Raw genomic sequence first — 19,128 nt, 5'->3', positions numbered from 1 at the left:
TCGGTCACGAGCGCCTTCGAAGCTGCCGGTCTGACCTTGTCGCTTCTAACGTGGTGAGGCAAGGGGGCACGGGCAGCGCGACGAAAAGAAATTCACCAAAGCCCGTTATCTTCGCCTGCGTCACCTTTGCTAAGCCGTCCAGTCTTTGAGTCGATGTCCCAGCCGTCCGCAATCAGGGCTGTGGTGACGTCGCGTAGGTCGAGCTTGTCGAGCTCCCAGCCTTCGCGAATGCCTGTCCGTAAGAGCTCTAGGTAGAGATGGCTTGGCGTGGCCGGGCTGACATTGGCCAGTTCCTGAATCGTCGCGGCCACAGTCACCCGGTCAACCGCCTTGAGTGTCGTCGGCACCTCGCCGTCGGCCTCGCGCATGGTGATGATCAAATCAAGAGTTGCGACGTCCTCGAAGCCTGACGCCAGCCCCTTGACCGAGCGTTGGCCCTTGTTGAGGACGACGAGCTTGTCCGGCTCGATCATGAGTCCAGCATTCGCGATCGAACGTTGGATCAGTGCCCACACGCTGCCCGACGAATTCCCGAACACCATGCTGACGTGACCACCTGGCCGCAGGATGCGGTTGCACTCGCGGAGCGCGCTGGTCAGCAACGTTTCGTATCGTTCCGCCGTCCGCTTGCCCTCTTTGCTGCGGTCGATGACGGCTTCCTGGTCGACATCAGTGAAGCCGTCGAGCCATGCCTCCTGAAACAGCGCCATGTCCGCATAGAAAAGATTGGAACCGAAGGGTGGGTCGGTGAAGACGTAGTCGACGCTGTCGTCGTCAAGGGCGATACGGTCCGCACTTCCAATGTTGTACGTGACGTCGGGATTACTGACCTGCGAGCGTTCAACATGACCCTTACGAGCTGTCCGAACGTAGATATCCGACTTCAGGACGGCCGTGATCTTGCGAAAGAAGAGCTCATAGACGTTCCACTCGTAGAAGACAGCCGCAACGTAGTAGTTGGCGTTGGCCGCATTGAGCGGTCGCTGCCGAGACCACTGGTAGCGTTTTGATGCGCGGGTAAGGCACGCAGTGAAGGCGAACAGAAGCTTATTGCGGATCGCGACATCATCGACGTTCTTGATGTACTTGTGCAGCGTGGCAAGGACGGCAAGGTTGCGATCTGAGTAAAAGGAGGCGATCGTCGTCATGCCGCTCTTGCCAAGAGCTGATGCTTTGTACATCTGGCGATCGGGCGTGATTTCGACCCTCGGGTAGTCGATCTTCTTCAGGTCAATACTGATCGAGCTAATGGCGGGCGCCTGATCGAGCTGAGTGGTCGAGCATTGCGAACTGATGGAGTCGAGCACCGGCTCCTCGCCGATGCGCCGGTTGCGACTACTAACGGGGGCATGGCAGTTGCCGCAAACCATGTCAGCTTTGCGCCATCCCGCTGCCTCCATCGAGCGGTAGTAGTTCACCGGCTCCTTGCATCCGGGGCACTCCACAACGACGGACCAGACAGTCTTCGCGAGGGTGCCGTCACGGCCGCAGAAGGCGCAATCGACGGCATAGACGTCACCGAGTTCTGCCCGGGTTGCGCGGACGACCTCTTCGGCATGCTTCGTGAACTGCTCCGGGTCCACCAGGTTCACGAAGTTCTGGCCGATGTGCTGACCAAGCACGCTGATGTCGAAGAGGCGAGCCTTGCGGCCCATCATGGCGGCGGCGACCCCGGTCATGCCTGATCCCGCGAACGGGTCAACGACGGTGCCGCCAGAGGGTGAGTAGGCAGCGATGAACGGCTCTATCGCGGGCACCGGCACCTTGGTCAGGTAGGCGTGGGCCATGTAGGCGGGATCGCCTCGGCCGACGCTGAGCTCCTCGGGCACTCGGTGAATGTTACTCATAGTCTGTAGCCCCATAGTCTGCGCCCTCCTAACGTCCTCGCCATCATGCCCGAACGGAACGACGACGAGCTGCGTGCCCAGCATCTCAGTTTCGGCCAACGTGTCCGGAGTCTCCGCCAGGCGCGCCAACTCTCGCAAGAAGAGTTGGCCGAGTTGGCGGGCGTCCACCGGACCTACGTGTCGAGCTTGGAGCGCGGGCAACGCAACGTGGGATTGGACAACATCTTGGCGATTGCTGCGGCGCTTGGCGTTCCGGCGTCTGAGCTGTTCACGGAGGAGACGCCGTGACGCTCTTCGACGACCACGGTGGGACGCTCTTCGACGAGGAGGCGCTCCGCCATCTCCGCGATGACGTCGGGTTGGGTCCAATTCCGGCGCCGGACTTCGGCCAGCGAGTCTCGCCCGACGGGGCGCATCTGCCTGTGCTTGAGCCGACCGGCAACATCGAGCACCTACTCGCCCAAGGCGCCGAGATTCAAGCCGCGGCGACTCTCCGAGGTATCCACAACGTCTTCGATGACGGTGGGTACAAGGAGCTCCTCATGCTCAGCCTGTTCAACCTGCGCAAGCTCGATCGGGAAGGTGACGACGCCGAGGACGCGGAAGGCCGGCGCTACGAGATGAAGACGGTTGCTCGTGTCAGCTCTGCGGGCATACGCAAGACAAGCCTTTCGATCACGACCGAGCACACCTTGACCCAGGCCAATATCGACCGCTATCGCGCCACGTTCCTCTGGATCGTCGCCGTGTTCGATCAGTCGCACCCAGAGGTAATCTACGAAATCCCACCCGCGAAGTTGGAGCGCTATTTCGCTGAATGGGAGAAGAAGCTTGCATTGCAAGGCCAGCCGGTCGGCGGTGCGCCCAATCACCTGAACAATCCGAAGATTCCGCTCAAGTGGATCGCGCTTCACGGCGTCCAGGTCTGGCCCAAAATCGGCCGCTCGAACCCAGTTGGCCACTTATAGTGGGGCTCAAAGAGGACAGCAAGTTCGCTCGGTTCATCACGATGGGAGCGCTCGGCGCTAAACGTGTCGCTGATGATCTCACTCGGCGTGGCCACCACATCATCGAGCTAGAGCGCTATGCCATGGCTAACAAGATCTGGACAACCAAGGTCAAGCGGCTCCGAATGGCCGATTTGCTTTGTGTTTCATGCGGACGTCGGTTCGAGGCGAAAGCCAAGTCCAAGCTTGAGGTCAAGCTCAGTGACAGTAAGCAGGCAGGTCGCGGCTGGAGCGACGGCATGCGGCCAGACGACGTCTTTGCGTTCCTGCCCGTAACGGTCGACAGCAATAACTTACCGCTGGCAATCGCTAGTCCGCTGTACTTTACGACAGCATCCATGAACCGAGTAACGCCAAAACAAGGCCAGCTGAAGAGCGCTGCAGACGGCTCCGAAAGGGATGTCTACTGGCCGATTACGGTCGCGAAGCGCGCTGGCGTCGTGACCCGCGTCCAGGCTGGCAAGGTGACGATCCAGTCCCCCGGCGCGAAAGCGAGCACCCTTGGGCGTCCGGGCGATCAGCCGCTGGTTCAGGTTGGCGATCAGGTTGAAGAAGGCACAGTGCTCGGTTCGACCGTGGCTCCGGCAACCAATCTGAACTGCTCTGGCTCCACGTGGAATCTCGGTGAAGTCATCGCCAGTAACGACGAGATCGAAGTTTTCGCAGCAGTCAAAGCGGCAGGCATCCTGAAGGCCGAGGATCTGGTCGACGCCGTTCGCGCTATCGCCGATGACGACGAGCGAGACACGCGGCTACGCGTCGAAGCGCTCGGCGCTCTTGCACGACTTGGCGATCCGCAAGCTGTTGGCCGGCTCGCAGACTTGGATGACGGCGACGGCGATAGTGCAATGCAGATGGAACGCGTGCTCCTGCTGTCTGAACTCGTTGGGTTGCAAGCCGCAACCAAATCCCTTCTTCAGATTGCTAAAGGCATTGATCGTTCGGACGAGATCCGGGCGGCATCCGTCTGGGGACTTGGCGCTGCATGGCACGATCACTTTGGCTACTGCTGGTTGTTCGCCTTCGACGAGAGTGAAAAGGTCCGTCGGCACGCCCAGGCAAGCCTCGGGGCGCCGACCCGGGCCGATCTTCCAGACCTCGTTGCGGCGTTGAGGGACGTGGACCGAGCCCCACTCGCGGCCGCGCTATTGGCGCGATCGAAATCTGTCGCGGAGTTGACCGCAGCTCTGTCTGACGACCGTAGTCACGAATGGGCGATCCAGTCGCTCGGCCAGATCGATCCTGCTTTCATCAGCCAAAGAGCCAGCCAACTCTCTGCCGAAGATCAGGCTGCGCTTGATGCGCTCTGGCGCCGAAACCTGCGTGATACCCACAACGAGCCGACCAACTTGACCGAGCTCCAGTTCCTTGCTGGTCAATCGCTGCGGTCGCCCGAGCCCGTACTACCGTGACGGCAGGAGGCGACCACACCCCACCACAGCAGCGCTACCGTCCCGACCACCAGGACGACCGCCAGCAGCAGTTGTGGGTTTGTGAGGACCAGGACCATGCCAACCAAAGTGGTCACTGCCCGACTCGTAACGCGTAGACGCATACCACGGCTGGCTGCTGTACAGCAGCGACGTACAGCAGCCAGCCGCACCGAACGAGCATCCATGAGACCGAGACAGACTGGCTCACCTCGCATCCGGCTGCTACCCACCTCACCACCGCTACTCGGAAGTTACAGGGCCGATTTGACGCTAACTGGCGCTGGCCCACTGCCGAATCTGGCTGTAGTGAATCAAGGCCGCCGCTGCGCGGCGGCGCCGGGCCCTGCGGCGGGACGATCGCCGACGGGGCGGCCACCGTCGGTGTCTGGGGCGATCGGCTGCCGCGCCGGCTGCGCCGGCTTGCCCTCGATCCGCGTGGTTGCCCCTCGCGTGTGGTGACCAGGCCTGTCGAGAGGCCCCCGCTTCGGGCAGCGACCAGGTATGGCCGCTCGCGCTCGGCCTGCTGGCGGCGCAAGCGCCGGCATCGGCCGGCGCGGCGGCTAGTCCGTTCTCGGTGACGTCGGCGCCAACTCAGCGATGCCCAGTTGCGAGAGGAAGTCGCGATCCACCGCAAGCCGGTGCGTGCCAAGCGAGCGACGCAGCAGCGACACTGCCTGCCGCCAACCTACCGTTCCATCTCGTGCGATCCGATCTGCGAGGACGTCCACCGCGTCCCAGTAGACATCACCCACACACGCGATGACCTGGTTGGTAGCTTCGACAAGGGACCCAACCCAGATCGCCGCCCGCGCCTGCTCGGACCTGTATGCCTGGGCGCTGAGCGCGCTTGCGTGAACCTCGTCAGATCGGCCAGCGATCATCTGGGTGGCAAGTTCAGTGGCCATATCCCTATCCGCCCTTGCCTGCGCCACGAGTCTGAACTCCGGACTGCCCGGCGGCTCCTCAATCCGCGCATACCAGAGTTCTTGTGTCCGCCGGCCTGCGTGCATTACAAGAACGGTCTGTGCGACACGGTGACGGGCACGGCTGGTCATCTGCTCTACGGGTGGCATCCAACCGCCTGCGAAAGCCACGGCACCTTCGAGCCCGAGCTCACGCATTCGGGGCGTCGGAACCGCGGTTGCGTACAAGAACGGCCTGGAGATCAATACGGCAAACGCCGCATGCCCCGCTTCGTGAACGACGATCTCTCGCTCCCTGCTCCACCTAACCGTCACACTCACGTAACGAATGCTAGGCAAAGGCTGTCACGGCGGCGGTGGACGTACAAGGCCAGGGCCAGGGCACGTCGAGCGTCCAACTCTGCGTGAACGGTGGCCTTGGCTGTACAGCCAGTCGTACAGCCAAGGCCACCGGTTGCCGCCTACGTCAGCCGACGTTCTCCGACACGCTGAGCTGCGGCGGAGGCGTCCGAGCTTGCATCGGTGAGCTTCTTCTAATCCCAAGGTCGTAGGTTCGAGTCCTACCGGGCGCACCATCACTTGTGCAAGGTTGACAGTCGGTAGCGCAGCGTAATGGGCACCGCCGCGTCTCCCCTGGCCAGCGCACCCGCTACCGTAAGCAGCCGTTCGCGCGGGAAGGCGAAGATCGAGTTCCCCGAGAGGGTCTCGCCGCCGAACCGGATGACCGGACCCAGCAGGTCCACCTGCCGGGGTGCCTACCCAACGCCAATCCCAGCAAACTCCCTGAAATAGCCCTACCCCGATGACCCGCCGGTAGCGACCATCGTTGAACACCAGCCACCCAGGGAGGCTCCGCCTCCGACCTCGCAGACGGGCGACTGGGCTGGCCCCCTACCCTCACGCCGGTCGAATCACATCTATCACCATCTGTGCGACAGGAGCGGTCATGGACGAGCGTGTGGCGATGGTCAACGACGAGCAGATCAGTGGCTGGTTTCGTGATGCCATGCGGTCCTTCGCCGAGGCCAACCGCATCCCGGTGGTGCGGTTCCCACCTACCCGAACTTCGTGTCGCGCTCCGCACCATCCACCACACAGTCGACCAACGTATCGTCCACGCCGGACTAGACCCCGCCGCGTGACCTGGCCCGCCTGACCCCACCACAGCATCGAACGCATCACGACCGCCCAACCCACCACTGACGTCGGAGTCCTCGAACCAAAGGTCTCTAGCCGCATGCGAGCTGGCGAGCAGTGCCACCTCTTTCCTCCGGGACGGGGGAATACTCGACGGTGACTCGGTCGCGCGCGCAGGCCCTGATCGAACGGGCCGCGGGTCGGGTGTCTCGTCCTGTGCCTGCACGACCTGCGGACGAACCGCTCCGAGATCTCAGTGCCCGCCTGATCCGGCGACGCTCGTCACGCCAGTGACCGCGGATTCCTCGCCTGGTACTCGACACCGAGGTCGCGCATACCCACATAGTCCGCGTCGGACAGCGGTAGTGGTGGCGGTCGGGGCCATTGACGCGCACCTCCCCAGTAGCCGCCGCCGGCCGTGTAAGAAAGGGCTGTGATAGCAGCCATTCTTTACACCGCCGGGACGCGTCCCACGCCGCGGCGCTTGAGTGGGGCGGCTGCAACGGCGACAAGGACGGCCCGCATGGTGGCCCGCGCCTTCGGCGGGCAGGCGTTCAGGAACACCGCGATCCCCAACGGCGCGCCCGCGGCGCCGAGGTGCTCGTCGCCGACGGCGGCACGTCCCCGGCGATCGGCATCGACGGCCAGACGAACACCGTTGTGGGCTGGTCGGTCGGCGGCGCGGACCCCGACGTGTGGGTGCGCGGGTTCAACGCCGACGGCACCGGCGCGGGACGGCTGCCCGCCCAGGTGCTGAGCCGGACGGCCACGGGTCGCCAGGAGCAGATCGGCGTGGCCGTGTCCAACTGGGGCGAGGTCTGCGTGGCGTACACCGACGACAGCGACGGCAACTCCTTCGACCAGGTGATCCTGGGCACCGGGGCGACCAACTCCGATTGGTGAGCGCCCGGGCACGGCCCGTCGTGCGGGGATGGATCGTCCCCGCACGACGCCGCCGGGTATTGTTGAACCGTCAACCGTCGGCTGGAAAGAACGCTGTCGCCGCAGATAAGTGATAAGGAGCGCGCATGATCGAGATCGAGGTCTGGTCCGACATCGTCTGCCCGTGGTGCTACATCGGCAAGCGGCGCCTCGAGCGGGCGCTCGCGGGCTTCGAGGGCGACGTCTCCATCCAGTGGCGCAGCTTCCAGCTCGACCCCTCCACCCCCGTCGGCGACCCGCGCCCGCTCATCGAGTCGATCGCCGTCCGCAAGGGACTGTCCCCGGCCCAGGTGCGCGGCATGTTCGCCCACGTGACGGGCGTCGCCGCGGAGGAGGGGCTCGCGTTCGACTTCGACCGGGCCCGCACCACCAACACGCTCGACGCGCACCGCCTGCTGCATCTCGCCAAGGCGCACGGCCGGCAGGCCGAGCTGAAGGAGCGGCTGATGCAGGCGTACTTCACGGAGGGCGCCGACGTCAGCGACCACGCGACGCTCGCCGCGCTGGCCGGGGCCACGGGTCTGGACGAGGTGGCGGCGAAGCAGGCGCTGGCCGACGGCTCCTACGCCGCGGACGTCGAGGCCGACATCGCGCAGGCCCGGGCGTACGGCATCAGCGGTGTGCCGTTCTTCGTCTTCAACCAGCGCATCGGCGTGTCGGGGGCGCAGCCGGTGGAGGTCTTCGAGCAGGCCCTGCGCCAGTCCTCGTTGACAGTGCTGCGCGCGCCGGCCGGGTCGGCGGACGCCTCCTCCGGCGAGTGCACCGACGACTCCTGCGCCATCTGACGCCCGGGACTCCGCACGTGCATCTGCGGCGTGGAATCTTATGCCGTGCGGACGCACAGTCAAGTGGCACCGGGTGCGGCGTGAACGTGAGTGACCATTTTCCGGCACGCACGGATCCGGCCTCCGGTTCTACGCTGCACTCATGACCGCTGATGTGCTGCACAGCTACCGGATGCAGGTCGCCCGTGGCGTGCGCCGGCTGGCTCAGGACGACACTGAGCAGGTGGCGAGACTGCTGGAGCGCGATGGTCATCCGCAGTCCGAGACCAACATCGCCGAGCGCCTGCAGCGCTGGTGCGAGCACCCTGACGGCGCCGCGTTCGTGTGGGACGAGCGGGGCAACCTGCTGGGCGTCATCGCCGCTCACGTCATCCCGTCGTTCCAGACCGACGGGGCTTGGCTACGCATCGTGGCCCTGGCCGTGGCCGAGTCGGCCCGCGGCCGGGGCATCGGCACGAGCCTGGTCGCGGCGGCGGAGACGTTCGGCCTGATGCGCGGCTGCTCCAGCGTCGAGGCGACGAGCCTGCGGACGCGGGAGGGCGCGCGCGCGTTCTACCGGGCGCTGGGCTACCAGGACCGGACCGACGCCGCCGGGCGGTTCCTGCGCCAACTGCCCTGAGCCACATCCCCTTTCCACACCCCTGAGCGGCCCCCGGACAACTCAGGGGTGGTTGCGTTGGCTTCGAAGCACCGCGCCCGATTTGTGAGTTCATGCAGCCGGAGCTAAAGAAGCTCGGCCGGATTCAGACGCTCGGCCCGGCGCCGAGGGCCGTCGCCGCCACCGCCGCGCCATGGCCGCCAAGATCGGGACAATTCGCCAGAACCACTGCATCGTTGCAGTTAAGGGGCCTGGCAAGGCGCCTTTCGACCGCGCGGAACTGTGCGTAACCTGAAGTCCCGATTAAGCCCGTGGCCCGCGGAGCGCTGGCACTGGTATCACCGATGGCGGTGGAACCACATTTACCGTATGCAGAGACGACCATGACCGTCCCGAGAGAGCGCGTGGCGAGCCGGCTGACGGCACCGTCGGCGCGGCCCGTCGAGCACAACAACGCCGGACGGTTCCTCATTCGCACCCTCTTCTGGGGCGGCCTCGCGCTCGCGGTGCTGCCCTGGTGGCTGGGGACGAAGACCGGTTCGATCGACACGACCGCGGAGCTGCTGCAGGCCGCGGGGCGGGTGACCGGGCTCATCGCCGGCTATCTGCTGCTGGTGCAGGTCATGCTGATGAGCCGGCTGGCCATCCTGGAGCGCTGGATCGGCGCCCGGCACCTGGGGCTGTGGCACCGCGAGCTCGGCGGCGCGGTGCTCGTCATGATCCTCTCGCACGCGGCGCTCATCACCGTCGGCTACTCGTACGCCGACAACGTCGGGCTCGTCAGCGAGCTACGCACGCTGCTGACCACGTACGAGGACATGGTCACCGCGTTCATCGCGGCCGGCATGCTGGTGTGCGTCGGCCTGCTGAGCGTCCGCGCGCTGCGCCAGGCGGTGCCGTATGAGCTGTGGTACTTCATGCATCTGAGCGCCTATCTGGCGCTGTTGCTCGGCTTCGCGCACCAGTTCTCCAACGGGCAGGAGCTGTTCAAACCCGGGCTCGGGCGCAACGTCTGGATCGGCTTCTACGTCGTGGCGATCGCCGTGGTCGTGGTGGGGCGGGTCGTCGGGCCGCTCGCGCTCAACCTGCGGCACCGGCTGCGGATCGCCGACGTGGTGACCGAGGGGCCGGGCATGGTCTCCATCTACATCACCGGCAACCGGCTGGACGACCTCGACGCGCGCGCCGGGCAGTTCTTCCGCTGGCGGTTCCTGGCCCGCGGCCTGTGGTGGCAGGCGCACCCGTTCTCGCTCTCCGCCGCGCCCAACGGCCGCTGGCTGCGGCTGACCGTCAAGGCCGTCGGCGACCACACGCACCGGATGCGCTCGATGCGCCCCGGCACCCGGATCTTCGTCGAGGGGCCGTGGGGCGACTTCACCGCCAGCCGCCGGGTCAAGCAGCGCGCGCTGCTGATCGCGGCGGGCAGCGGCATCGCGCCGATCCGCGCGCTGCTGGAGGAGCTGCCGCCCGAGGCGGTCGTGATCTACCGGGCCAACAAGGTGCACGACCTGCACCTGCGCCACGAGCTGGAGAAGCTGTCCGAGCTGCGGCACGCCCAGTTGTGGTTCGTCATCGGCGACCGGCGCGACCCCCAGCCGCGGCGGCTGTTCACCCCGGGCGGCATGCGCGAGCTGGTCCCCGACATCGCCGACCGGGACGTGTACCTCTGCGGCCCCGACGGCCTGGTCGAGCAGTCGCTGCACGTGCTGCGCCGGCTGCGCGTCCCGCGCCGGCAGATCCATCTGGACCCGTTCGAGCTCTAGAAGATCCGCCAAGAGGAGTTGGTACCGCGTGCGACGCGCTCTCATGGCCCTGATGGGCACGGCGGCCGGCACCGTCCTGCTGGTCGGCGCCAAGGCGGGCTTCAGCAGCCCGCAGAGCGACCGGGCGATGCAGCCGCAGTCGGCCAACAGCCCGACGCCCGAAGCCTCCCCCGCGCCGGTCGACGCGCTGCCGCCCGACGCCGGCCCGTCCGCGGCCCCGGCGGGCGCGAGCCAACCGGCCGCGGGCGCGACCAAGACCGCGGCCCAGCCGGCGGGCAACAAGACGACCGCGCCCGCGGCCCGGCCGACGACCGCCGCCGCGGGCCGCACGACGATGAAGGACGGGACGTTCAACGGCAAGCCGGTCTATGTCGAGTACGGCAACGTCGAACTCTCGATCGTCGTCTCCGGCGGCAAGATCACCGACATCAAGGTCCTCGACTCCCCGAACGACCACTCCCGCTCGGTCCAGATCAGCAAGGGCGCCCTGCCGAGGCTGCGCGCCGAGGCCCTGGCCGCCCAGAGCGCCGACATCGACACGGTGACGGGCGCGACGTACACCAGCAGCGGCTACAAGCTCTCCCTCCAGTCCGCCATCGACCGTGCCTCCCAGGCCTGACCTGGCCCATGCCGCACAGAGACAACGCACAGCGATACCGGAACGGGGGTGCGTGACGTGCACAGCCTTGTGCGGGTCGAGCACGTGATGGGCATGGCGGTCAGCCTCGACCTCGACGACGATCTGCCGATCGACCGGCTGGAGAGCCTCGCCGACGGGGTGTTCGACTGGTTGCGGCTGGTGGACGGGGTCTTCAGCACGTACAAACCGGAGAGCGAGATCAGCCGGCTCGCCCGCGGGCAACTGCGGCGCGAGGACTGTTCGCCGATCGTGGGCGAGGTGCTCGACCGGTGCGCGGAGCTGTGGGCGGAGACCGGCGGCTACTTCGACGTCAACGCGGGCGGCACCCTCGACCCGTCGGGCTACGTGAAGGGCTGGGCCGTCCAGCGCGCCTGCGACCGCCTGCGCGCCGAGGGCTCCGCCAACCACTGCCTCAACGCCGGCGGCGACATCTACGTCCGCGGCGCCCCGCGCGGCCGCCCCCGCTGGCGCGTCGGCATCCGCCACCCTTGGGAGGCGCTGTCGGTGGCGTGGGTCCTGGAGGTCTCGGACACGGCGGTGGCGACCTCCGGCACCTACGAGCGCGGCCTCCACGTCCTCAACCCCTTCACCGGCGCCCCCGCGAAGGACCTGCGCTCGGTGACCGTGGTCGGCCCGGACCTGGGCACCGCCGACGCATACGCCACCGCTGCCCTCGCCATGGGCCTCAAGGGCATCGACTGGCTGGCCACCCTGCCCGGCCACGAGTGCGCGGTCGTCACCGAGGACGGACGGGCCCTCCGCTCCGACGACCTCCCGGTGGCCCCGCCCCTCGGCTCATGACCATCGACCCGCCCACCGCGGAAGTCCAACGCGGCGGTCAGGCGATCGCCAGGTCCAGGTATTCGACCAGATGCTCGGGCGTCGGCGCGCTCTCGTCCGGCTTGAAGCGCAGATACCGCAGCCGTTTGCCCGTGCCCTCCAGCAGGCCGTGCGGGTCGGGCAGGTCGGCACCGTGCTCGAAACCCACCGAGACGCTGTCGGCGCGCGGGAACACCGCTGCGATGTAGCCGCGCTCCGGGTGGTGGAAGCCCAGGCCGTGCCAGCCGCGATACACACGCTCGGTCAGCTCGGGGCGGGCGGTCAGGATGGCGTCGCGCAGGTGGCGGGTCAGCGCGCTGATGCTTGCACAGTGATCTTCCAGCAACTCCTCGAAGCCCGATGGGGCGGCACCCGTCATGCCCACAGCTCACCACATGGGTACGACAGAAACGGACCCGAATTCCTGCCTGCTGGAACTACCGGTCGAACTCCTGGCCGCGGACCTGGCCGCCGGGAAGGAGGGCACGCCCGGTGTACGACCACTTCTGCACCACGACGTAACGATGGCCGTGCGGAAGGCGAGCCTCGAATGGCCCGCAGTCGCGCTTGGGGGCGGCATCGGTGAACATGAGGCCGTTGCACGTGTGCGGGCCGTCGGCGAGCCGCCCGGTCTCCGCATCGAGGACGGACAGGCTCACGTCGGCCTGCACGCCGGGGATGCTGCGCATGTGGCCGATCATCCGGATGTCGTCGGGCGCCAGGGCGTAGCAGGGCTGGGCCAGGACGAGCTGGCCGAGACCCCAGGTGTACTGGTCGCCGCAGATCCAGGGGCCGAACACCACGGAGCGCTCGACGTCGGCGGCGGGTTGGACGGACGGTGCTTCGCTCTTGTCGCTCACGCGCACCGAGCCGGGACCGCGGCTGGAGAAGCCCGTCTGGGCGCCGGCGCGGGCGTGCTGCGACGGTGGTGGCGCCGCGGGGGCGGGCGTCGCGCGCGTGTCCCCGGCCGGGTCGGCGCCGTGTTCGCGGTGCGCGTAGCGCCAGGCGGGGACGGCCAGCAGCGCCAGGACGAGCAGTACCGCCCCGAGGATCGTCCCCCGGGAGCGCGACGGCGACGTGCGAGGCCGCGGCACCGGGGGTCGCGGGCTGGCCGGCCCCTCGTCCACCGGCCGGGGTGGCAGCGCGGGCTCGTCGCGGGTGCGGCGGGCGGCCGCGCGCAGGGCCACGGCCAGCTCCCTCGCCGCGGGGCGGCGGCCCGGGCGCCGGTCCATGCACTCCTGCACGATCTGCCAGATCGCGTCCGGCATGCCATCGACCCGGCGCGGCGACTCGTCGACGTGGCGGCGCAGGATCGCCGAGGCGGGGCCGCCGGCGTACGCGGGCCGGCCGGTGGTGAGCTCGAAGAGCACGACGCCGAGCGCGTAGATGTCGGCGGCGGGCCCGGGGCGGCCGCCGTAGACCGTCTCGGGGGCGACGTAGTTCGCCGTGCCGACGAGGACGCCCGGCGTCGTCATGCTCGGGGTGTCGAGCACGCGCGCGATGCCGAAGTCGGTGAGGCGGCACTGCAGCTCGCCGTCGACGCGGTCGAGGAGGATGTTGTCGGGCTTGAGGTCGCGGTGCACGACGCCGCGGCGGTGCGCGGCCGAGAGCGCCTCGGCGACCTGGGCCAGCAGCGTGGCGGCCTCGGCGGGCGGTAGGGTGCCCTGCCTGTGCAGATGATCGCGCAGGCTGCCGCCCTCGACGAGATCCATGACCAGGCCGAGCGACGGGCCGACGGTCACGAGGTCGCGGACCCCCACGATGTGCGGGTGGCGCAGCATCAGCAGGATCGCGCGCTCCTGCACGAACCGGTCGACGGCCTTCGGCTCGGCCATCAGGTCCTCGCGTAGCAGCTTCACCGCGACGTGCTCGTCGCGGTCGAGGGCCCGGGCGCGCCACACGGTGCCGGTCCCACCGCCGCCGATGGGCTCGATCAGCTCATATGCTTCGTCGATGCGATATCCGGTCAGGTCACCGCTCGTCCGGTGACCGTCCGTGTCGTAGCGCGCTTCGGGCGGAGTACGCATCGGGGTATTGGTACAGAACGCAAGATGCGGTCACAAGCCGTACCAGGAACTACGCCCCCTGCGGGGGATCTTCGAGCGTCCGGGAGCCGCACAGGTAGCGGCGCGTGATATGGAAGTCCGCCAACTCGTGCCGGGCGGCCCGCTCTCCACGCTGTTCATTCAAGACACGAGATGGCAGGCTCTGCATTCGTGTTCGACGTGTTGCACGACGCTCTCGGCCGCCAGCCGTCCCCGGACCGCGTGGTGGTCATCGCGACCGCCGCCGCCGCACTGCTCGCCGTGCTGCTCCGGCCGCTGTGGAAGGTCATGCGCAACTTCGTGACGATCGCGCACGAGGGCGGGCACGCGCTCGCGGCGGTGCTGAGCGGGCGCCGGCTGTCGGGCATCCGCCTGCACTCGGACACGTCCGGGCTGACGCTGTCGAAGGGCCGCCCGAACGGGCTGGGCATGGTGATCACCGGGCTGGCCGGCTACGTCACGCCCTCGCTGCTGGGGCTGGCCGCCGCGGGGATCCTCGGCGCCGGCCGGATCACGATCCTGCTGTGGTTGCTGCTCCTGCTCCTGATCCTGATGCTCATCATGATCCGCAACGTCTACGGCGTGATCTCCGTCGTCGCGGCGGGTGCGATCATCTTCGCCGTCTCCTGGTTCACCGACCCGCGAATCCAGGGCGCGTTCGCGTATGCCTTCGCGTGGTTCATGCTGCTAGGCGGCGTGCGGGCGGTCTTCGAGCTGCAGCAGTCCCGCTTCCGGCGCCAGGCGCCCCACTCCGACGCCGACCAGATCGCGCGCCTGACCCGGGTGCCCGCGATCGTCTACGTCGGGTTCTTCGTGATCGTCGTGCTGGGATGCCTCGCGTTCGGGGTGCGACTCATGCTGGGACCGGTCGGCGAGCTGCTCGGATAGCGTCGCCGACGCGCTCGGCCTCCTCCAGGTGTGGCCATCCGGAGAGGATGAACTCGTCGACGCCCACGTCCTCGTACTCGGCCAGACGGGCGTTGATCTCGGCCGGGCTGCCGACGAGCGCGGTGCCGGCGCCCTCGCGGACCAGTCCGACGCCGGCCCAGAGGTTGGGCCCGACGACCAGGTCGGCGCCCTGATTGAGCGCGGTCATGCGCGCCTGGCCGACCGAGTCCATCCGCGCGAACCGCTCCTGCGCCGCGCGGATGCGCTCGGGGTCCATGCCCCGCAGCAGCCGGTCCGCCTCCGCCCAGGCCGCGTCGGCGTCGTCCCGGACGATCACGTGGATCCGCAGCCCGATCCGCAGATCTGGGTTTAGTGCTTTTATCGCTTTTATCCGATTCTGTACCGCGGGAAGCGGCTCGCCCCACAGCAGATACACGTCGGCGTGCCGCGCCGCGACCCGCACCGCGGCCGGGGACGCGCCCCCGAAGTAGATCTCCGGCACCCGCTCGAGCGGGCGGGCCAGGCCGCCGCCCTCGACGCGGTAATGCTCGCCCTGGAAGTCGAACGGCTCGCCGCGCCAGGTGCGGCGCATGACCTCGATGTACTCAGCGGTGCGGGCATAGCGGGCGTCCTTGGTCACGAAGTCGCCGTATGACGCCTGCTCGGCCTGGTCGCCGCCGGTCACGACGTTGAGCGCGAGCCGCCCGTCCGAGATCCACTGGAACGCCTCGGCCTGCTGCGCCAGCACCGTCGGCAGCGTGAACCCGGCGCGGAACGCGACCAGCAGCTTGAGCGTGCTCGTGTGCTGCGCGAGCGCCGTGCACATGACGAGCGGGTCGAGGCAGCCGGCACCGACGGGCGTCAGCGCCGACTCGAACCCGGCCCGCTCCGCGGCGCGGGCGACCTCCGCCAGATACCCGACGGTCGGAGCCCGATCGTGCCGCGCGGCCCCGGCCGTGACGGTCGCGGCCCCAACCTGGTCGCCGTCGCCAGTGGTGGGCAGAAACCAGTGGAACTTGGTCATGGAAACCCACTTTACCTACTAGCTGACTGGGTGGGAATCCTGGCTCGAATCTATTAGAATGTGTGTACGAAAGACGCTCTTGACCTGGGAGGAGAGCGCCAGTGACCACACCCCTCAGCTCCACCGGATCCGTCCCCTACGCGACCCTGCTCAGCTTCACCCGGTATGTCGGCCGCACCGGCCCGCGCAAGGCGAGCTTCGTCGGCGGCCTGCGCCGCCAGCGTGAGTCCGGGCACGGCTTCAACCCGCACGGCCAGCTGGTGAAGGCCCTGAAGGCGGACATCCGGTTCCGCACCGGCGGCACCTATCTCAACACCGTCGTCGACCAGGTCAACGCCCGGTGGAAGCCCCTTTACGAGTCGGTGGTGCCGGGTGCGCTGCGCTACCTGGAGTCGCTGCCCACGCCGGTCGAGGTCACGCCGACCCGCGACGCGCTGTGCATGATCGGCTCGCTGCCGTTGAAGATCAATCCGCACTTCGGGCTGCGATACGCGGACGGGCGCGGGGAGGCCGTGCGGCTGCACTTCGACGAGGACCCGCCGCTGGATGAGGCCGCTGTGGCGACGCTGCATCTGATGGGGCGGCACATGGACGCGGTGCTGCCCAACGCCACGCCGGTGCTGGTCGACCTGCGGCGCGGTGACGTGCTGCGGCCAGACCCGACGGTGAAGGCGGACGAGGTGGAGCGGTGGCTGGCCGGAGAGGCGGCGGCGTTCGCGGCCATGTGGGGATCGGTGGCTTGATCCGCGGGGAGCAAGCTCTCGTTCCGACCGCTGGCTCCCTAGTTCGTGGCCTTCCGGGCAGAGCCTCGCCCCGGAGGTGAGCTTTACTCCTCCCCCCAACGCGGAAGCGGGCGCGGCCTGCCAGCCCCCGGTCGGCGCGCCCGCTTCCGCGCGAACCCGGCCGTGCCGCTCGAAGCCGGCGGGACCGGCGAGACCGGCGAGAAGATGCCTCCCGACGCCGGACGTGCACGAGATTGGGCCGCGGCGACGCCCCACGCGAGGGCGTTGGACCCGATCGGCCCGGGCGATTTGCCGTAGTCGTCAGATACTGCACAGTGCCGTCATGATCAGTACGTAGCCAAGCGGTCACACATCGACGCGCTCCGGTGCTAGGTTGACCGCATCGCGCTTCCTCTCCCTCGCGCGACGCAGCGGGCTCGCAGCAGAGAGACAGGGATGCCATGACGGAGGGCCGGCATCATCGGCGCCGCAACGACGACCACACGGTCGACGGAATCTACGTCCCACCACCGCGCGAGGTGCCTCGCCCCCACACCGAGCCGACCGACTGGCCGCCGCCCGCCGCCCCGTCCTCAGTCACCCCGCTCTCCGCCGACCCAGGCTCCGCCGACCCATCCACGTGGGCACCCGTGACGCCTGGCGGTGACCCTCCGGCGCAGCCGCCGGAGGCGCCGCGCCCGAGGGACCGCGCGCGATCACCGGAGTGGACCGAGCGCCCCGCGGAGGACGACGAGGAGGACGCGTCCGCGCCGGTCGCGAAAGGCGGCGGAGGCGACCGCGGCGGCGACCATTGGCTGCCACCGCTCTACCCGCGGGAGTGGCCGCCGCTGCCGCAGCCGGAGGACCGGCGCGTCGAAATCCCGTCGACGCGGTGGGCGGGGCCGCTCGAGGCTTCCGCGGCGCCGGCGACGCATGATGCCGGCGAGCGCTCAGCGGCGAACGCATGGTGGATCGCGGTCGGCGTCATCGTCGTCGGGCTGGCCGTCGCCGCGGGCGTGCTGGTCGGCCTGCGGCTGGCCGCGCGTGCCGGGCAGCATCCCAGCGGCGCGGCCGGGGCCGGCAGCGGCGGGCGCGCGGCGCTGCTCACCACGGTCGAGCGGGCGGCTGCCGGCATCGAAACCGGCCCGTCCGGCGGCTGCGGGCCGGTCACGGTCACCTCGTAGAAGACGCACCGGGGCGGCGAGGCCTGAAGTCCCGGTCAACCGGCGACGGGAGGTTGTACGGCGGGTAGCCGGGAACCATGAGGCGTGCCTCCACCGACCTGGGCGATCCAGCCGCCGTGATGGCGAGAATCTTCCTGGATACGCACGCCCCGCAGTAGCCAGTTACGAGAAATCGGAACGCGCTAGGTGCATCTGCCGCAATCCGGGTAGAAACGCGGAGCCCTCGACCTGGGCGATGCCATTTGTACGCGATTGGGGTGATGGTCCATGAGCGGGCCTATCGTGGGCAAGCGCCGCCTCCGTGCCGAGCTGCGACGGCTGCGGCGCGAGCGGGAACTGACCCAGGACCTCGTGGCCGCCGAGATGGAGTGGTCGCTGTCCAAGCTCATCCGTATCGAGAACGGCACCGTCGCCATCTCGGTGAGCGACCTGCGCAGCCTGCTGGCCTACTACCGGGTTCACGACCCGCGAACGGTCGACGAGCTGCTCGAGCTGGCCCGCGCGGCGAAACGGCGGATGTGGTGGGACGAGTACCGCCCGATGCTGCTCGGTCAGTTGATCACCTACGTCGGGTTCGAGGCGGAGGCGACCCGCATCGGCGAGTTCTCGCCGATCATGTTCCCGACACTGCTGCAGACGCGGCGGTACGCCCACGCCACCAGCGACGCGGAGTCCCCGCTCGCCGAGCGCCGCGTCGAGTTCCACATGCGCCGCCAGGAGGAGTTGTTCAACCGCGAGGAGCCGCCCCACATCCAGGTGATCCTGGACGAGTCGGTGCTGCGCCGAAGCCCCGCCCCCGGCGACGAGGCGCTGCTGATCGACCAGCTCGAGCACACGATCGAGTTCGCCCAGCGCCCGTACACCGACGTGCGCGTCGTCCCCCTCAACGCCGGGTTCCACGCCGGCTGGGAGGGCGACTTCACGGTGCTGGAGTTCGGCGCGGACGACGGGGTGCTCTACCGCCAGCAGTTGCTCTGGGAGGAGCCGGAGCTCATCACGACGTACCGCGGCATCCTCGAACGACTCGGCCAGCGCGCCCTGTCGCAGGAAGCCACGCTGGACCTTCTGCGACAGGTCGCCCACGACCTGAAGTGAGCCGGCCGGCCGGCTACTACGCGGCCCCGGGCAGCGAACGCGGCACCGGCCTGCTCGGGCCGCCGGCCGGCCGCGGCGGCCCGCCGAACGGCGTCGGCCACGAGCGCGGGCCGACGTCGGCCGCGCGGCATCGCTGAACGCGATCGATATCGCGCCTCGCCCGGCACACCCGAATCAAGCCCCCGGCAAATGTCACTGTCCGATGTGGAAGACCAACCGGCAGTAATCCGGACTTTTAGGTTTATTAGATATCGAGGGGGACGCACGCCTTTCGCA

General features: G+C 68.3%; 20 protein-coding genes. 14 read left to right on the top strand and 6 right to left on the bottom strand.

What is annotated here, in order from left to right; genetic code table 11:
• Positions 1-92: 92 nt before the first annotated feature.
• Entirely contained in the window at positions 93-1,829 is a 1,737-nt protein-coding gene (locus tag ABT297_RS26955; protein ID WP_350554524.1) for a DNA methyltransferase, read from the bottom strand.
• Positions 1,830-1,892: 63 nt separating this feature from the next.
• On the opposite strand from ABT297_RS26955, the gene ABT297_RS26950 reads away from it, so the two are divergent.
• Genes ABT297_RS26950 through ABT297_RS26940 form a run of 3 tightly spaced genes read left to right on the top strand, consistent with a single transcriptional unit; the run spans position 1,893 to position 4,266 of the window.
• On the top strand, positions 1,893-2,135 hold the full coding sequence (locus tag ABT297_RS26950) for a helix-turn-helix domain-containing protein (protein ID WP_350554521.1): 243 nt from the start codon (positions 1,893-1,895) through the stop codon (positions 2,133-2,135).
• Positions 2,132-2,815, top strand: coding sequence for a PDDEXK family nuclease (locus ABT297_RS26945; RefSeq protein WP_350554519.1), 684 nt, complete (start codon positions 2,132-2,134; stop codon positions 2,813-2,815). Before ABT297_RS26950 ends, ABT297_RS26945 begins: the two co-directional genes overlap by 4 nt.
• The gene (locus tag ABT297_RS26940) at positions 2,815-4,266 is read left to right on the top strand and encodes a HEAT repeat domain-containing protein (protein WP_350554517.1); all 1,452 of its coding nucleotides are present in this window, start codon (positions 2,815-2,817) and stop codon (positions 4,264-4,266) included. The genes ABT297_RS26945 and ABT297_RS26940 overlap by 1 nt, the downstream gene beginning before the upstream one ends.
• 581 nt (positions 4,267-4,847) lie before the next feature.
• On the opposite strand, the gene ABT297_RS26935 is transcribed toward ABT297_RS26940, so the two are convergent.
• On the bottom strand, positions 4,848-5,192 hold the full coding sequence (locus tag ABT297_RS26935; protein ID WP_350554514.1) for a hypothetical protein: 345 nt from the start codon (positions 5,190-5,192) through the stop codon (positions 4,848-4,850).
• Between the two features lie 593 nt (positions 5,193-5,785).
• Positions 5,786-5,953: a hypothetical protein gene (locus ABT297_RS26930; RefSeq protein WP_350554512.1), complete on the bottom strand. Its 168-nt coding sequence runs from the start codon at positions 5,951-5,953 to the stop codon at positions 5,786-5,788.
• A 991-nt stretch (positions 5,954-6,944) separates the two neighbouring features.
• Between ABT297_RS26930 and ABT297_RS26925 the strand changes: the two genes are divergently transcribed.
• The 6 genes from ABT297_RS26925 (at position 6,945) to ABT297_RS26900 (ending at position 11,876) form a co-directional block, all read left to right on the top strand.
• Positions 6,945-7,250, top strand: a complete 306-nt coding sequence (locus tag ABT297_RS26925) for a hypothetical protein (protein WP_350554510.1) — start codon at positions 6,945-6,947, stop codon at positions 7,248-7,250.
• Positions 7,251-7,375: 125 nt separating this feature from the next.
• Positions 7,376-8,074: a DsbA family oxidoreductase gene (locus tag ABT297_RS26920; protein ID WP_350554507.1), complete on the top strand. Its 699-nt coding sequence runs from the start codon at positions 7,376-7,378 to the stop codon at positions 8,072-8,074.
• A gap of 142 nt (positions 8,075-8,216) precedes the next feature.
• On the top strand, positions 8,217-8,693 hold the full coding sequence (locus tag ABT297_RS26915; protein ID WP_350554505.1) for a GNAT family N-acetyltransferase: 477 nt from the start codon (positions 8,217-8,219) through the stop codon (positions 8,691-8,693).
• Between the two features lie 362 nt (positions 8,694-9,055).
• Entirely contained in the window at positions 9,056-10,435 is a 1,380-nt protein-coding gene (locus ABT297_RS26910; RefSeq protein ID WP_350554503.1) for a ferredoxin reductase family protein, read from the top strand.
• 28 nt (positions 10,436-10,463) lie between these two features.
• Positions 10,464-11,054, top strand: coding sequence for an FMN-binding protein (locus tag ABT297_RS26905; protein WP_350554501.1), 591 nt, complete (start codon positions 10,464-10,466; stop codon positions 11,052-11,054).
• Between the two features lie 57 nt (positions 11,055-11,111).
• A complete protein-coding gene (locus ABT297_RS26900) occupies positions 11,112-11,876 on the top strand; it encodes an FAD:protein FMN transferase (protein ID WP_350554499.1) in 765 nt (254 codons plus the stop codon).
• A gap of 37 nt (positions 11,877-11,913) precedes the next feature.
• Here ABT297_RS26900 and ABT297_RS26895 read toward each other — a convergent pair whose 3' ends face one another.
• Positions 11,914-12,273, bottom strand: a complete 360-nt coding sequence (locus ABT297_RS26895; protein WP_350554498.1) for a DUF1801 domain-containing protein — start codon at positions 12,271-12,273, stop codon at positions 11,914-11,916.
• A 58-nt stretch (positions 12,274-12,331) separates the two neighbouring features.
• On the bottom strand, positions 12,332-13,921 hold the full coding sequence (locus ABT297_RS26890; protein ID WP_350554496.1) for a serine/threonine-protein kinase: 1,590 nt from the start codon (positions 13,919-13,921) through the stop codon (positions 12,332-12,334).
• Between the two features lie 171 nt (positions 13,922-14,092).
• On the opposite strand from ABT297_RS26890, the gene ABT297_RS26885 reads away from it, so the two are divergent.
• Entirely contained in the window at positions 14,093-14,827 is a 735-nt protein-coding gene (locus ABT297_RS26885) for a M50 family metallopeptidase (RefSeq protein ID WP_350554494.1), read from the top strand.
• Here the strand turns inward: ABT297_RS26885 and ABT297_RS26880 are convergent.
• Entirely contained in the window at positions 14,793-15,851 is a 1,059-nt protein-coding gene (locus tag ABT297_RS26880) for an LLM class flavin-dependent oxidoreductase (RefSeq protein ID WP_350554492.1), read from the bottom strand. The two genes, ABT297_RS26885 and ABT297_RS26880, sit on opposite strands and share 35 nt — an antisense overlap.
• 101 nt (positions 15,852-15,952) lie before the next feature.
• On the opposite strand from ABT297_RS26880, the gene ABT297_RS26875 reads away from it, so the two are divergent.
• The 4 genes from ABT297_RS26875 (at position 15,953) to ABT297_RS26860 (ending at position 18,989) form a co-directional block, all read left to right on the top strand.
• Positions 15,953-16,594: a hypothetical protein gene (locus tag ABT297_RS26875; protein WP_350554491.1), complete on the top strand. Its 642-nt coding sequence runs from the start codon at positions 15,953-15,955 to the stop codon at positions 16,592-16,594.
• A 440-nt stretch (positions 16,595-17,034) separates the two neighbouring features.
• A complete protein-coding gene (locus tag ABT297_RS26870; protein WP_350554489.1) occupies positions 17,035-17,757 on the top strand; it encodes a chromosomal replication initiator protein DnaA in 723 nt (240 codons plus the stop codon).
• Between the two features lie 267 nt (positions 17,758-18,024).
• Positions 18,025-18,852 carry a DUF5753 domain-containing protein gene (locus ABT297_RS26865; RefSeq protein WP_350554487.1) on the top strand — a complete coding sequence of 276 codons (828 nt, stop codon included), beginning with the start codon at positions 18,025-18,027 and terminating at the stop codon, positions 18,850-18,852.
• Positions 18,849-18,989, top strand: a complete 141-nt coding sequence (locus tag ABT297_RS26860; protein ID WP_350554485.1) for a hypothetical protein — start codon at positions 18,849-18,851, stop codon at positions 18,987-18,989. Before ABT297_RS26865 ends, ABT297_RS26860 begins: the two co-directional genes overlap by 4 nt.
• The last annotated feature ends 139 nt before the right edge of the window (positions 18,990-19,128 follow it).

It is taken from the genome of Dactylosporangium sp. NPDC000555 (assembly GCF_040300025.1).
GTDB lineage: Bacteria > Actinomycetota > Actinomycetes > Mycobacteriales > Micromonosporaceae > Dactylosporangium.
Note: the sequence above shows the minus strand (reverse complement) of the source record. Positions and strands in the feature narration are given on the sequence as shown.

What these genes read in the sequence shown, in the direction of transcription:
- ABT297_RS26950 (WP_350554521.1), top strand. Translation starts at nt 1,893, where the DNA reads ATGCCCGAACGGAACGACGACGAGCTGCGTGCCCAGCATCTCAGTTTC.
- ABT297_RS26880 (WP_350554492.1), bottom strand. Translation starts at nt 15,851, where the DNA reads ATGACCAAGTTCCACTGGTTTCTGCCCACCACTGGCGACGGCGACCAG.
- ABT297_RS26920 (WP_350554507.1), top strand. Translation starts at nt 7,376, where the DNA reads ATGATCGAGATCGAGGTCTGGTCCGACATCGTCTGCCCGTGGTGCTAC.
- ABT297_RS26890 (WP_350554496.1), bottom strand. Translation starts at nt 13,921, where the DNA reads ATGCGTACTCCGCCCGAAGCGCGCTACGACACGGACGGTCACCGGACG.
- ABT297_RS26910 (WP_350554503.1), top strand. Translation starts at nt 9,056, where the DNA reads ATGACCGTCCCGAGAGAGCGCGTGGCGAGCCGGCTGACGGCACCGTCG.
- ABT297_RS26915 (WP_350554505.1), top strand. Translation starts at nt 8,217, where the DNA reads ATGACCGCTGATGTGCTGCACAGCTACCGGATGCAGGTCGCCCGTGGC.
- ABT297_RS26935 (WP_350554514.1), bottom strand. Translation starts at nt 5,192, where the DNA reads ATGGCCACTGAACTTGCCACCCAGATGATCGCTGGCCGATCTGACGAG.
- ABT297_RS26870 (WP_350554489.1), top strand. Translation starts at nt 17,035, where the DNA reads ATGACGGAGGGCCGGCATCATCGGCGCCGCAACGACGACCACACGGTC.
- ABT297_RS26865 (WP_350554487.1), top strand. Translation starts at nt 18,025, where the DNA reads ATGAGCGGGCCTATCGTGGGCAAGCGCCGCCTCCGTGCCGAGCTGCGA.
- ABT297_RS26895 (WP_350554498.1), bottom strand. Translation starts at nt 12,273, where the DNA reads ATGACGGGTGCCGCCCCATCGGGCTTCGAGGAGTTGCTGGAAGATCAC.
- ABT297_RS26885 (WP_350554494.1), top strand. Translation starts at nt 14,093, where the DNA reads ATGGCAGGCTCTGCATTCGTGTTCGACGTGTTGCACGACGCTCTCGGC.